The sequence below is a fragment of the Viridibacillus sp. d25.2 genome (assembly GCF_055456015.2).
The window spans coordinates 3997116-4011811 of record NZ_CM196652.1 but is presented as its reverse complement, the minus strand read 5'-3'; the positions used below and the strand labels follow the sequence as shown (position 1 = coordinate 4011811).

Sequence of the window (14696 nt, the reverse complement as noted above, 5' to 3'; positions counted from 1 at the left end):
CTTTAATTGAAATGGTTAAAATTGGTTGATTAACACACCTGTAAATACATAATACTACCGACAGTTCATATGCCTTTTCTGCGTAACTGATAAAATTTAATCCCTTTTGTCTTTTGAATAGTCTCAAAACTAATCGTTATAATATCATTAACTTCTAACAGAGTAACTTTGAAAATCTTAAAAAATAAATATTTGTCCATTCTGATTAAATTTCAATCCAATTTAAACCTTGAACATGATTGATATATACATTAGGCATTTTTGCATTCGCCTATTCATAAAATACCGTATTTGGTCAATGTTGATTGGTTTTAGGCTTTTAAATTCTGCGTAGTTGAAAAGTGGAGGAGATTAGTATGGGGAAGTATAATTTGAGATTTATTAAACCGTTAATATCATTATCGTTAGGCGCAGCTATTATTACAGGTGCAGTAGTAGGTGGAGCTGAAGATGCCTCAGCGGCGACAAATTACAAAATTTCTAATGGAATATTAGTTTTTAAAGCTACTAAAAAAGTAGTAAAAGGAACAGTAACTTATAAAGGAAAAGTATATAAAAACGGAGAGTTATTCACTGGTACAAAGGGTAATACTTATTACAAAAATGGAAAAAAGGCAACTGGTATATATAAAGAGAGGTATTATTTAAAAGGTAAAATTTATTCGGGTATAGCAAACGGTATTTATTATAAAAATGGTTTTAAGGGAACTGGCACATATAAAGGGACTTATTACTTAAAGGGTAAAGCCTATACAGGTTTAGTAGTAGACATATATTATTCAAATGGCAAAAAAGCGAATGGTACGTATGAAGGCGTATTTTACTTAAATGGGACAGCATTTACAGGACTTCACCCAAATACAGGATATTTATACATTAATGGTGCATTGAATACAGTTCTTAGAGTATTCGATGGCGATTTGTACAACGGTGCAAGATTAAATGAAGGTGTAATTCAATACAATGGTTTATGGTACGCCGGAAAAAAAGTGGCAAACGGTACGATTACAATACCAGGTGGACAAATAATTATAGTAGATAACGGAAGACAAACGGGTACTATAAATTCAGGTCCAGGTAGTTATTATGCCGTCATAAACGAAGCGATTGCTAAATTAGATGCTTTAAAATTTTATGAAGTGTACACAATTAATTATGTAACAAATTTAGTAGATGCTAGAAGGCAATATAACGAAGCAAAAGTAGCAGTTGATGTCGCAGTAGGGAGAGGTGCAGTAACATCAGAATTTGGTGTGAATTATTGGAGGTTAGCAGCTCAGTGGAGAGAGATTGACCGTTATGAAGGAAGAGATACGAAAGAATTAGCAATTAATAAAGCAACAACAGAATTAACAAGACTTGAATATACAGTTGTTAATTCAATTCGTAATGCAAGCAATTTATCATCGGCTAAATACCAATATGATGCAGCAAAAACGGCAGTAGATGCCGCAAGAGTGAAAGGTGCAGTAACGTCAGATTTTGGAACGAATTATTGGAAGTTAGCAGATCAAAAAGTGGAAATTGACCGCTATGAAGCAAAAGAATCGAAAGAAGGAGCAATTTCAAAAGCAACAACAGAATTAGCGAGACTTGAATATACGGCTGATAGTTCAATTCGTAATGCAAGCAATTTATCAACGGCTAAATATCAATACGAAGTAGCAAAAACAGCAGTAGATGCAGCAAGAGCGAAAGGTGCAGTAACGTCAGATTTTGGAACGAATTATTGGAAATTAGCAAATCAAAAAACGGAGATTGACCGCTATGAAGCAAAAGAATCGAAAGAAATGGCAATTACAAAAGCAATAAATGAACTAGGGAACCTCAAATTTACAGGTGTTGAATCAATAAAGGATTCGACAAGTTTAACAATAGCTAAATCACAATATGATGCAGCAAAAACAGCAGTAGATACCGCAAGAGGGAAAGGTGCAACAGTATCAGATTTCGGCCCAAACTATTCAAAATTAGAAGCGCAAGGAAAAGAGATTAATCGCTACGAAGATGTGAAAAAAGAAGCGATTAAAGATGCAGCAACCAAATTATTAGCTCTCACATTCTATATAGACAAATCAATTGATGGTGCAACAAAGTTAGAACAAGCGGAGACACAATATAATGTAGCAGACACAGCACTAAAAGCAGCAATAGCAAAAGGTGCGACAGAAGCTGATTTTGCAAACCTTGCAAATTTAGCAGCGCAAAAAAAGGAAATTGATCGCTATAAAGCAGCAGAAGATACAGAAGCCGAAGCGACAGAAGCTGTAAAATTATTTCATAAAGAACATGCAAAAGCACTAGCATTAACTGTAGAAAAAGCTGGGATTGAAAATGAAGCTGAAGTGAAAGCAGCGTTAGCAGCATATGATAAATTATCAAAAGCAGCGCAAGATAAAGTATCCAATGAAAAGAAACTTCTTGATGCATTAGGAAAAAAAATAGAGGAATTAAAAGCAGCCGAAAATGAGGCACAAATAAAGGCGACAGAAGAAATAATAAAATTTGAAAAAATTACTTGGGAAGATGCGAAGAAAGATGTCTTAGAACAAGGTTTAACAAATATTAAGGATGTAGAATTGTTGATTGAGAAGATAAAAGATAAAGTAGTGAAAGAAGATTTACGCCAACGTTATGAAAATATAAAGAGAAAAATAGAAGAAGAATATGCAAAAAGAAAATGAACCATTCGGAAAGAAATAAATATTAGCTAAAATTAGTTTTAACCGTTTTTCCAATCAAAAAGACAGATTGAAGTTGTTAAAATAGAAAAATAGCCAATAGATCAACAAAAAAATGGAGTTAAGTGTTTCATTATGGATAACCTAGAGAAGAAGTCGAAGAATAAAAATTGATTTAATAATAGTGAAAAAAACTTGAGGAGAAAAACAATCATGAAAGAATTCAAAATAACGTACTTCTTTGATGAAGAGCATTACATTAGAAGGTTTATCTTTGTGGAATCTCAAGAAAAAGCAGAAGCACTAATTCAAAGTGAGAGAGAACAGTATGTAACGTTTACGGATAGTAGAGGTATCTATCACGAGCTACATACTAGTAATGTTCGGATAATTCAAATTTCCGAATACCATAGAATCGACAAGAGTAAAAAAACGATCAATTAGATCAGGTTTTCTGAAGCTTACCGCTCGCTTTTTCCACAGGAGTCGAGCGGACGCTTCTCCAAACCATCCATACATTTCACTCATAATAATCTGTCCTTGAGGGAACATAAAGGCATACCAAAATGGAGGTGTCTTAATGAAGAATAACAACGGGGGCAATTTTACGTCTGCTGGAACAGATATTGATGAGGTAAAAAGAAAAAATGCAGAGTCCGGTTTGTCGTACAATGAAATAAAAGCAGTACTTGCAAAAACTGGCGGATTAGGTACGGCAATGTATAGTGATACGAATAGTGAGGAAGTAAAAAGCAAAAATCAAAAACAGTTTCCAAATTAATTGTGAAACCGTGATAGTTTAAACAATAGGTACCTTTTAATCCCTAATCTCTTTAGAGGTTAGGGATTTCAGTTTATCGACAAAAGCATTCAAAATGCTCACATCCTAAATGCACACGATGCGAAAGATGTTTGGGTATCATCATTACAAACAACATAAGGATGTGGCGGTGTTACAAAAGCTTATATATTTATAATTTTCAAAGAAAAACCCTCCATTATTGTCGCATCCACTGCATCTTCTGTGACCCCTATGTACAGCATCGTGATCGAGGGTGCTGAATGATTAAATAACTGCTCCCTTACCATTATTATTAAAAATTGTTTGTTATTTATTTTTTTGAGTTTATAATGAAAATTAGTAAATTTATGCATTTCATAAGAGGCAGAGGTGATAAAAATGACTAAACAAAATTTAAGTAATTTAGAAGGTAATTTAGGAGATATAGCAGATAATATATATACAAGTTTTAGAGATTTTAATATGCAATTTGAATCAAGTTTGGCAACGACAAACATATTACTAGGAATTATCGCAATAAGTTTGATAGCCCTGACTATTTTAAAATTTTTAGAGTTAAGAAAAACTAAATAAAAACAATTTTAATACATAAAAAAAGACAGCTTAAGCTGTCTTTTTATTTTATGTATTTCTATACCTATTTCTGATTGAACACAAAAAACATTAATATTCTGAATATCTAAAACCGATATCAAAGTTTTACGCATTATTATATCTGAGCCCGCACTATCACCAATAGTAAATCCAGCTTTTGTATATTCAGCTGAAAGAATTCCGTCATCATTTTTCACCGTCTGAAAAGATTTGTATATATTAAATGTGTAGTTGATTGGAGCGAAGGTGGCGACTCCAGCAGGAAAAGCGGGAAGTCCAAGCCCCTGCAGGAGCGTAGCGACGAAGCGACTTCGCGCCCGCCCGCGGAAAGCGTCCACCGTAGCGGAAATCAACGGTCTTATTTATTTGTGTAAAAAGCTAAAAGACCGTAGATAAATTCGAATTTCTTCGCTTTGTCTTTGTCTACAGTCTGAAAGAATCCCGTCATCATTTTTCACCGTCTGAAAAGATTTGTATATATTAAATGTGTAGTTGATTGGAGCGAAGGTGGCGACTCCAGCAGGAAAAGCGGGAAGTCCAAGACCCTGCAGGAGCGTAGCGACGAAGCGACTTCGCGCCCGCCCGCGGAAAGCGTCCACCGTAGCGGAAATCAACGGTCTTATTTATTTGTGTAAAAAGCTAAAAGACCGTAGATAAATTCGAATTTCTTCGCTTTGTCTACAGTCTGAAAGAATCCCGTCATCATTTTTCATCGTCTGAAAAGATTTGTTTATATTAAATGTGTAGTTGATTGGAGCGAAGGTGGCGACTCCAGCGGGAAAAGCCGGAAGTCCAAGACCCTGCAGGAGCATAGCGACGAAGCGACTTGGCGCCCGCCCGCGGAAAGCGTCCACCGTAGAGGAAATCAACGGTCTTATCTATTTTTTTAAAAAGATAAAAGACCGTAGATAAATTCGAATTTCTTCGACTTTGTCTACAGTCTGAAAGGGTCTCGTCATCATTTTCCACCAACTCAAAAGACTTGTTTATATTATATGTGTAGTTGATTGGAGCGAAGGTGGCGACTCCAGCGGGAAAAGCGGGAAGTCCAAGACCCTGCAGGAGCGTAGCGACGAAGCGGCTTGGTGCCCGCCCGCAGAAAGCGTCCACCGTAGCGGAAATCAACAGTCTTATTTAGTTACTTGAAAGCACCCAATGACCAGGCTTCACTTCTTGCAAAGTATTTTGGCTGAAATCATAACGTTGTGCTTCTACCGTTTCTTTTTGTAATTTCTTTGATTCAATCGCGGGATTAGGAACGGGTACAGCAGCTAATAACGATTTCGTATATGGATGAATCGGGTTGCTATAGAGTTCTTCACTGTCTGCGAGTTCAATAATTTTCCCTGCGTTCATCACCGCAACGCGATCACTAATATGTTTTACCATCGATAAGTCATGTGCGATAAACAAATAAGTTAAACCGAGCTTCGCTTGCAAATCCTTTAGTAATTCGACAACTTGAGCTTGTATAGAAACATCGAGAGCAGATAGTGGCTCATCACAAACGATGAATTTCGGATTAACAGCTAGAGCTCTAGCAATGCCGATTCTTTGACGTTGCCCACCAGAGAATTCATGTGGATAGCGCATCGCATGTTCTTTTTTTAAGCCAACTAGCTCTAATAATTCTTCCACACGTGTCAGTCGTTCAGCTTTTATCTTACATAATTGATGAATATCCAAAGATTGACCAATAATATCCAACACCTTCATGCGTGGATTTAACGATGCATAAGGGTCCTGGAAAATGATTTGAATCTCTTTACGGAGCTGTTTCATTTCCTTTTTATTTAATCGATTAATAGCCATTCCTTTGTACAAAATTTCTCCGTGTGTAGCTTTTTGCAACTGTAATAACAATCTTCCTGTAGTTGATTTTCCCGAACCGGATTCACCAACAAGACCTAATGTTTCTCCAGGCTGGATTGAAAAGCTAATAGAATCTACTGCTTTTAAAGTACGACCACTTCCAAGAGGAAATACTTGATTTAAATCTTGCACTTCAATAAGTGGTTTGTCAGGGTTAATATCTGCTGGTAAATGTAGTTTCCCCTTTGGTTTTTTCTTTTCATCCATACGTGGAAGAGCGTTCAATAATTTTTTTGTATAAGGATGTTGAGGAGAAGAGAAAAGCTCCTCAGTCGTATTTGTTTCAACAATTTGCCCTTCTTTCATGACGACGACACGATCGCACATACCGGCAACGACACCTAAATCATGGGTGATAAGAATAATCGAAGTGCCAAATTGCTGTTGCATTTTTTTCATTAAGCGTAGGATTTGAGCTTGTATAGTTACATCTAGTGCAGTAGTAGGTTCATCAGCAATGAGTAATTTTGGTTGGCAAGCGAGAGCCATAGCAATCATGGCGCGTTGACGCATCCCTCCAGAAAATTCATGTGGATATTGATTGTAACGTTCTTCGGCGTTTTTTATCCCTACGAGTTGCAGCATTTCAATTGATCGATTTTTCGCTTCTTTAGAAGAAAGCTGTTGATGTTTTGTTAGGATTTCATCAATTTGATTTCCCACTTTAATAGTTGTATTTAGAGATGTCATTGGATCTTGGAAGACCATACTAATCTCTTTGCCACGAACGGCTTCCATTTCGTGATCGGTAAAAGTAGAAATCGTTTCTCCTGAAAATTCAATAGAACCATCGGTCATTAGCGCCGGTGGAGATGGCAGTAAACGCATAATAGAACGTGCAGTGACACTTTTTCCAGAACCCGATTCACCAACAATCCCTAAAGTTTCTCCTTTATGTAATTCAAAAGAAACCCCTTTAACCGCTTCAAAAACTTCATGATTTGAGACAAATGAAATATGTAAGTTATCAACCTTTAAAATACTATCCATATAATAATTCCTCATTTACTAATAATTTAAAATAATTTCATTGACTTCTAATAAATTAAATTCTATACTTTGTTTCTAATAGTATACTAAATTACTAGGAATAATCAACATTAAAGGAGTGATTTTTCTGAAAATAAAAAAAGGACAGATAAAGGGCAGTTTAGAGCATGTATATAGCAATCTAAGCTCGCTCCTTTTTTATAAGTACATATTATTTTTATTAGGTTTACCAGTCCATATCGTGATGTGGTGCATCTATAAAACAAAATATAAGAGCACGCAATATCAACAAATACGGCTTAATCATATGGAAACAATCAAGAAATCTTCTACATACAGTGAACTGATTCATCGATATGAGGAACAGTACCGAAGCAAAAAGTTATATTTCAATGAGTCCGTCCGTGAACAAGAAATGCGTGAGGAGGCAACGAAGCTTGCAAATGAACAAGTATTGAAAATGGCACAAGCTCAATTGGTAACAACAGATCAAAGTAATACGAGTTATCGGCATTTCTTTGCTAAATGCTTACAAAATCAGAGCTTTGTTTTGGTCAGTTTTATACCAGGAATCCTTATGTATTTGTTCTTGGTAATCTATGCTAGACCGCTCGTTCGTTATATTTTTGAACGATTAGTGATGACTGTCTTCGTCATCATTTCGGTCACTATCTTTGTATTTACCATTTTGCATTTCTCTCCTGCCGATCCAGCGGCCAATATTTTAGGAGAATCAGCGACAGCTGAACAGATTGCAGAATTTAATCATCGATATGGTTTAGATCAATCGTATTGGGTGCAGTTATGGGATGCGACAAAAGGAATTCTGACATTAGATTTAGGCTATTCCTATACAGGTAATGAAGATGTTATGGCAAGCATTGCAAACAAATTCCCTGTCACACTCACTATCGCGTTTTGGTCATTATTAATGGCTATCGTAATAGCGATACCAGTTGGGATGATATCGGCAGCAAAGACCAATTCATTTTGGGATTATAGCTTTATGTTTGTCGCATTAATCGGATTATCTATCCCTAACTTTTGGCAAGGTCTTGTTTTCATTTTGAACTTTTCAATTAAGTGGCACATACTGCCGGCTACGTATTCTCCAGGTGATTGGTTATCGATCATAATGCCTGTGATTGTATTAGGGACTGGATTAACAGCGTCTATAGCGCGAATGACTAGGTCATCAATTTTAGAAGTAGTGAACGAAGAGTATATTGTGACTGCGAAAGCGAAAGGCTTAAAGCCGAGTCGAGTATTTATCAACCATGCACTACGTAATGCAATCATTCCTATTATTACGATTATCGGACTGCAATTTGGTGGCATGCTAGGCGGGGCAGCCGTGACAGAGAAAGTATTTAATATTAGTGGTTTAGGAAGTTATATTGTAGACAAACAATTCGTACCAGATATTCCTTCTATATTAGGAGGAGTTGTATACATTGCTATCACTATTTCGATTGTAAACTTGGCAGTTGATATTCTATACGCTTTCTTAAATCCGAGAATTCGATCGCAAATGAAAAATACTTAACGAGGTGTATGAAATGACAACACAACAGGATTTTGCTTTAAAACGGTCACAAGAGTACAAACATGCGCTCTTTGTCTTTGTTATTTCAATTGCACTAGTGCTTGTTTTTTTAGTGAATGCCTTTGATGTTACAGAGGGAACATGGAACAAAGTTTGGGGCTCTTTGACCATTGCGTATTTAGTGATAGCGTGTTGGCAAGCAATTATTCTATTTTGTATGAAACGAGATTTATTAAATACCGGGGATATCCAAAAAAGAACACGGTTAATGAGTGCAGTAAACTTAGTGACTATTTTAGTGGGGAATGTTTTTACGACAACCTTCGCATTTCGAATGTTACGACGTAAAGCTTCTATTGAGTACACGCTTTCTTATTATATGTTACTGACTCAATTGATAATTGTTTCAGTTTCATTACTAAATCTCTTTAAACCATATGTATCAGATACATTTTTACTTTCAATGATGGTATTTACCGTATTAATCATCTTTGAGGTAGCAGTTGTAGTCATCTTCGGTAAGGTGAATACGGATCACTATATCAAACCTGCATTTAAATGGCTAGGTATTGCTTTAATAATAACAGGTTTTAGTGGCAATATATTCGGCTTCATTTTAGGGTATAGCGTGTTATTAAAAAGTACAAACCGCGACATGTCAACGATTGAAAAGTGGAATAAGATTTGGTCTAAGATCACAAAGAATTTCACAGCAATGCTAGGCTTACTGTTTGTAATTTTCACCTTTGCTATTTCAATCGCTAGCTACGGTACATTTGTTTATGAATTTGCTGTGGAAAACAATTATGAAGCCATGTTATTAGAGCCAAGTTTAGCTAACCCATTTGGTACAGATAACTTTGGGCGAGATGTCTTTTCACGCATTATTTATGGGGCACGTATTTCACTAATTGTTGGGGTAATATCAACCCTCATTCCATTAGTTATTGGCGGATTCCTAGGTGCTGTTGCTGGTTATTATAGTAAGTCAATTGACAACGTAATCATGCGTATTTTAGATGTGCTTTATGCCATCCCTGGTATCTTACTGGCGATTGCAATTATTGCAGCTTTTGGTGCGAATACAATCAATTTAATCATCGCATTAAGTGTAGGGTCCATTCCGTCCTATGCGAGGACCATGCGTGCAAATGTCATGGTGGTATCAAATCTAGAGTTTGTAGAGGCTGCTAAGGCATTGGGTGAGGCAGATTGGAAAATCATCTTCAAGCAAGTAGTACCCAATTCATTTGCTCCAATGATTGTCAAAGCAACCCTAACTATAGGGGGAGCAGTTATTGCGACTAGTAGTCTAAGCTTTTTAGGTTTAGGCGTAGAACCTCATATTCCAGAGTGGGGCAATATTTTAAAAGTAGGAAGCATGTATCTTGAAACCAACCCTTATTTAGCGATTATTCCAGGGATAGCTATTATTTTATTAGTACTTTCCTTTAACTTTTTAGGGGATGGGTTAAGAGATGCTTTAGATCCAAAATTGGATTGATAAATATGATTTATGGAGGAATTCAAATGAAAAAGAGATTAGTACTTTTTTTAGCAGCAGTAGTACTCGTTTTAGCAGGATGCGTGAATACGAAATCCGATGTTAAAAAAGATGACTCAAAACCATCTTCAGATAAGAAAAGCACGTCTATTGAAATTTTAGGAATGAGCACAGGAGAAGATGATTTAAATATACTACGTGACCAACTTACAAAGAATGGATTCAATGTAAAGTTAAACATTCAACCTGATTACGGTAGTTTCACTGCACAAAAAGATGCAGGGAACTATGATTTAGCACTAAATGGATGGACAACAGTAACAGGGAATCCTGATTACGCGGTTCGTTCATTGTTTACAACAGACGGTGATAATACCTTATTTGCAGATGAAAAAGCAGATGAATTAGTAGAAGAAGCAAGTACACAATTAAAAGAAGACTACACAAATACTTATAAAGAATTAGAACAGTTAGTAGTGTTTGACAAAGCTTATATTGTGCCACTTTATGTTTCTTATAAAGCACAAGGGGTTAATAACCAAGTAATTGATGAAAAAACATTACGCTTACCAAAATCAAGAGCAGCAGTGTGGGAAGCAGTATCATTCAAAGACAAGGCTAAAAACGCATCACAACCGTTACTTGTTCAACAAGGAATTAGTGCATTAACATCATTAGATCCGATTAAAGGAAATGACGGTTCTATCAATACTTTAAATACAAATATGTATGTACGCTTGGTGAATTTAACAGATGAAGATGAAGTTGTATCAGATGGCTCATTGTCATTAAATCATGCGATTGCAGATGGTAGTAAGGATTATTACTTCTTATTACGTGATGATATTCATTTTGCATCAGTTAAAGGCAAAAAAGCAGCTGACTCAGGTGAACGTGTAGGAGCAGAGGATGTAAAATTCTCATTAGATCGTGCTAAAGACAAAAACTCTGTACCTGACCACCGTACGTACAGTCTTCATGAAAGTATGAAAGACATTTCAATCGTTAGCGATTTAAAAGAATTAGACGTAAAAACAACAGATGGTCAATCGACTGTTCGTGAACAATTAGAAAAAGGTCTAGATAAAAAGGTTTCAACATTAGTAACAGATAAAACAAAAGCAAACAACAAATCTGGCGCTTATCAAGTTGTTAAAGTAACGACAGAAAAGCCATTCCCACAAGTACTAAATTACTTAGCACACCAATCAGCTGGTATCGTTTCAAAGAAACAAGTTGAAAGCATTAACACGTATGATATTGCTAAATATGATGTAAACAAAGACATCGCGTATGGTGATCAAAAAACAATCACTGAAGGAAAAGATTATAATAATGCTCTTTATGCAAGCGGACCTTACATTTTAATTTCAAAGAATGATTACGAAGCGCATTTTGTGAAAAACCCTGCTTACATGACAGGTACAGAATATGAACCGAAAATTTCATCAGTAACAGTTAAATTTATCCAAGATCCAGAAAGTGCATTATCTGCATTACGTAACGGCGAAATTCATATTTTAAATGGTGTTCCAGAAAGCAAATACGATATTGTGAAAAAAGACGAAAAACTTACATTGCAACAAAATAAAAGTAATGGTGTCTCATATCTTGCCTTTAATATGAAAGGCCGTGATGTATCTAAAAGTGTAGCATTACGCCAATCTATCTTGTATTCAATCAATCAAGAAGAAATTAAAAACTTCTACCAAGGTAATAAAATGAACGCTGTTTCAACGTTGAGCCCTCTTGTAGAAACTGGTCTAAAACTAGAAGCAGATAATAACAAAGCAAAAGAGTTACTAAAAGAGTACCAAAGTCAGAAGTAACAATTTCACTTAGCAAAAAATCCTCTAATTACTCTGTGAAATTAAAGACAAATAAGTGTATATTCTTATTGCAAGAGCTTAGGGGTCGTTAATATTACACATTTTAAGGAAATTTAGTACAGCACTTATATATTAGTGCTGTACTTTTTTTGGTTTTTTATCATTCATTAACATAGTTAAAAACATAAAGAGTCCAGTTAAATCCTCCCAATGTCGGACCTTAATATAAATTTTCATGTAACTTTTGTTCAGCTAAAGGAGTGCTTTAGTAGAAGATCTTTGAGCTGTTCAGCTAAGGGGCAGGTTAATTGAAGAAAGAGTTAAAAAAGAAGGAAATAATTACTTTTGAATGGAAAAATATCATTATTATACCTGGAAGATTTAAAGAAAAACTATACAAGTTTTTCCATTGAAGATAAACTAAACATAATCAATTATACGAACGAAAATAGCGAAGTAGTTTTAGGAACTATGAAATAGATGACGTAGTTGGGGGATATAAAAGTATGAAAGCGGTAATGGATCAAAGGAAATGGCATTGGTTGGACTATGTTCTATTTCTCATTCGTACAATATGGATTACGAATATTGGCTACTTGATATTCATAGGTACGACAGGTTTGAACAAGTGGATTTTACTTTTGTGGGCCATTAGTTTATACATAATACCTCACCTATTTTATAGGCCTGGGCTTATAAAATTCCCAAAATATGTATTTGTAGAGGTATTGCTAACGGGTTCAGCGTTTATTTACCTATCGATCCAATATGAAATATCAGAGACTTACGGTTTTCTATTCTTGCCTATGCTTACTGTAGCTTATGCTTGTCAAGTGAAGCCGTTAATTTGGTTAGGACCTTTCTTATATATTTCTATTTTTTTTGCTGGCACATTGACTGGCGATCTCTTCGCTGATGAGGGTTTCTTTGCTCGCTTCATCGATACAACTATTTTTTATGGTATCGGGTTATGTTTAGGAAGGATGACCATTGTCAATAACGCCAATAAAACGTTAATTGCTTCTATTGAGGAAAAAAACGAGGACTTGGAATATTACTCAAAAAAGATTGAGGAACTGACGATTAAGGAAGAACGAAATAGAGTTTCGCAAGATTTGCATGATACAGTAGGCCATATTTTCACATCAGTCATAACGAGTTTAGATGCTCTTCCTTTTCTATATCGGGCAGATAAAATAGAAGCAGAAAAGAGTATAAAAGAGATTTCGGATTTAGCACGAAATGGACTGCAAGATGTGAGAAAGACAATTCACCAGATGTCGCCCATGACTCATCAAACACTTATTGAGTCTGTGCAAGAATTGATTATTGATTTTAAGAAACATACATCAACGGATATAAAATTGATTGTCGAAGGAGAAGTGACCAAAGTAGGCGAAAGGATAAAGTTAGCCATTATTCGTTGTATACAAGAAGGTCTTACAAATGCGAAAAGACATGGGAAGGCAACCTTTATTAAAGTATCTATTTCGTTTAAACAAGAAGAATTGATTGTTCTCATTGAAGATAATGGAATGGGTTTTAGTGAATTGCATTTAGGGTTTGGTTTACGCTCAATGAAAGATCGAATCTCGACATTGGCAGGTACAGTGGAATTTTATTCGAAATTGAATGATGGTATGAGGATAACATGTCACATACCTATGGCAAAGGAAGTGTCATTATCATGATAAAAGCGGCAATCGTCGAAGATCAAGAGATTTTAAGGAAGAGCTTAAAAATTGTGATTGAAAGTATATCTGACATTGAGATTATTGGAACTGCGGAAAATGGAGAGAAAGCCATTGCTTTATGTGAAAGGGAAAATCTTGATATTCTTTTAATGGACATTCAAATGCCGGTGATGGATGGTGTAAAGGCGACAGAAGAAATTAAGAAACATTGGCCCGATATAAAAATTATTATACTTACTACTTTTCAAGATGTTACACACGTTTTGAATGCCTTAAATGCTGGTGCAGAGGGTTACATATTAAAGGCTGTTGATCCTGAATTTTTGGTTCAGGGAATTAAAATGGTGTATCACGGAGGTTCCCTCATTCCTCAACAATTAGCAAAAGAGGTGTTTGGTCAGATACAATCAAATAATAACGAACACGCGGAACAATTTGACCAGTACTCTATGAAACATCCATATGATTTAAATAATCAAGAATTAAAAGTATTAAAATGTTTAACTCAAAGATTATCCAATAAAGACATTTCAGAAAAGATGTTTCTTTCAGTGGGAACTGTGAAAAATTATGTCTCTAACATTTATTCGAAATTAAATGTAAAAAACAGATCTTCTGCTATTATGAAAGCAATAGAAGAGAGTCTTGTAGAAAATAAGAAATATTGAAGTAAGAGAGTGTGGACAAAGTTAAATTAACTTTGTCTTCACGCTTTTTTTATTGCAACGAACTGGAACGTTCATGAGCAATACATAAGTTCCATCATGCAAAAGATCTCAAGGTGGATCGTCTATTATTAAGGCTGTTTTCGTATAGATTGTTGCTAGATTAAAATGACTTAGAAATTAAAATGTTATCATTCCAACAAAACGACCAACACCATATCCAGCTAATACTATAGAAAAACCACCCATAATATAGATACTTGCTTTAATGAATTGGTCTTGTTCATTGATCTTCTTAATTATGGATTTAACTATGTTGTGCAATATAAACCCTCCTTTACTTACCGCATATAGTATATTATATCAAAATTTTTAATAGTCAATTAAAAACAACAAAGTTTAAGAAAACAGCCATTATTAAAGAGGGCATCAATAAAGTTTCAATAGCCACTTATTATTAAAGAAGCAATATATTTTAGCCAATCATCATAATTAGTCATTTTTTTAAAATAGTTATGA

Annotated in this window: 12 protein-coding genes; 9 read left to right on the top strand and 3 right to left on the bottom strand. The window is 35.2% G+C overall.

Going from position 1 to position 14696, the window contains the following annotated elements; genetic code table 11:
* Positions 1-356: 356 nt before the first annotated feature.
* The 4 genes from ACZLO7_RS19695 to ACZLO7_RS19680 all read left to right on the top strand — a co-directional run bounded on the left by ACZLO7_RS19695 (position 357) and on the right by ACZLO7_RS19680 (position 4056).
* Complete coding sequence (locus ACZLO7_RS19695; protein ID WP_464939543.1) at positions 357-2684, top strand: MORN repeat-containing protein; 2328 nt, start codon at positions 357-359, stop codon at positions 2682-2684.
* 210 nt (positions 2685-2894) lie between these two features.
* On the top strand, positions 2895-3125 hold the full coding sequence (locus ACZLO7_RS19690) for a hypothetical protein (RefSeq protein WP_464939545.1): 231 nt from the start codon (positions 2895-2897) through the stop codon (positions 3123-3125).
* Between the two features lie 136 nt (positions 3126-3261).
* Positions 3262-3462, top strand: coding sequence for a gamma-type small acid-soluble spore protein (locus ACZLO7_RS19685; protein ID WP_464939546.1), 201 nt, complete (start codon positions 3262-3264; stop codon positions 3460-3462).
* A 399-nt stretch (positions 3463-3861) separates the two neighbouring features.
* On the top strand, positions 3862-4056 hold the full coding sequence (locus ACZLO7_RS19680) for a hypothetical protein (protein ID WP_464939547.1): 195 nt from the start codon (positions 3862-3864) through the stop codon (positions 4054-4056).
* Positions 4057-4064: 8 nt separating this feature from the next.
* On the opposite strand, the gene ACZLO7_RS19675 is transcribed toward ACZLO7_RS19680, so the two are convergent.
* Entirely contained in the window at positions 4065-4430 is a 366-nt protein-coding gene (locus tag ACZLO7_RS19675; RefSeq protein WP_511261367.1) for a hypothetical protein, read from the bottom strand.
* Positions 4431-5211: 781 nt separating this feature from the next.
* Positions 5212-6939, bottom strand: a complete 1728-nt coding sequence (locus ACZLO7_RS19670) for an ABC transporter ATP-binding protein (RefSeq protein ID WP_464939549.1) — start codon at positions 6937-6939, stop codon at positions 5212-5214.
* 307 nt (positions 6940-7246) lie between these two features.
* Between ACZLO7_RS19670 and ACZLO7_RS19665 the strand changes: the two genes are divergently transcribed.
* From ACZLO7_RS19665 to ACZLO7_RS19645, 5 genes are all read left to right on the top strand, one after another.
* Positions 7247-8485: an ABC transporter permease gene (locus ACZLO7_RS19665; protein WP_464939550.1), complete on the top strand. Its 1239-nt coding sequence runs from the start codon at positions 7247-7249 to the stop codon at positions 8483-8485.
* Positions 8486-8498: 13 nt separating this feature from the next.
* A complete protein-coding gene (locus ACZLO7_RS19660; RefSeq protein WP_464939551.1) occupies positions 8499-9989 on the top strand; it encodes an ABC transporter permease in 1491 nt (496 codons plus the stop codon).
* A gap of 26 nt (positions 9990-10015) precedes the next feature.
* Positions 10016-11818: an ABC transporter substrate-binding protein gene (locus tag ACZLO7_RS19655; protein ID WP_464939552.1), complete on the top strand. Its 1803-nt coding sequence runs from the start codon at positions 10016-10018 to the stop codon at positions 11816-11818.
* Between the two features lie 506 nt (positions 11819-12324).
* Positions 12325-13509, top strand: coding sequence for a sensor histidine kinase (locus tag ACZLO7_RS19650; protein WP_464939553.1), 1185 nt, complete (start codon positions 12325-12327; stop codon positions 13507-13509).
* Complete coding sequence (locus tag ACZLO7_RS19645; RefSeq protein ID WP_464939555.1) at positions 13506-14180, top strand: response regulator transcription factor; 675 nt, start codon at positions 13506-13508, stop codon at positions 14178-14180. Before ACZLO7_RS19650 ends, ACZLO7_RS19645 begins: the two co-directional genes overlap by 4 nt.
* A 177-nt stretch (positions 14181-14357) precedes the next feature.
* On the opposite strand, the gene ACZLO7_RS19640 is transcribed toward ACZLO7_RS19645, so the two are convergent.
* Positions 14358-14501, bottom strand: coding sequence for a hypothetical protein (locus tag ACZLO7_RS19640; RefSeq protein WP_464939556.1), 144 nt, complete (start codon positions 14499-14501; stop codon positions 14358-14360).
* Between the last annotated feature and the right edge of the window lie 195 nt (positions 14502-14696).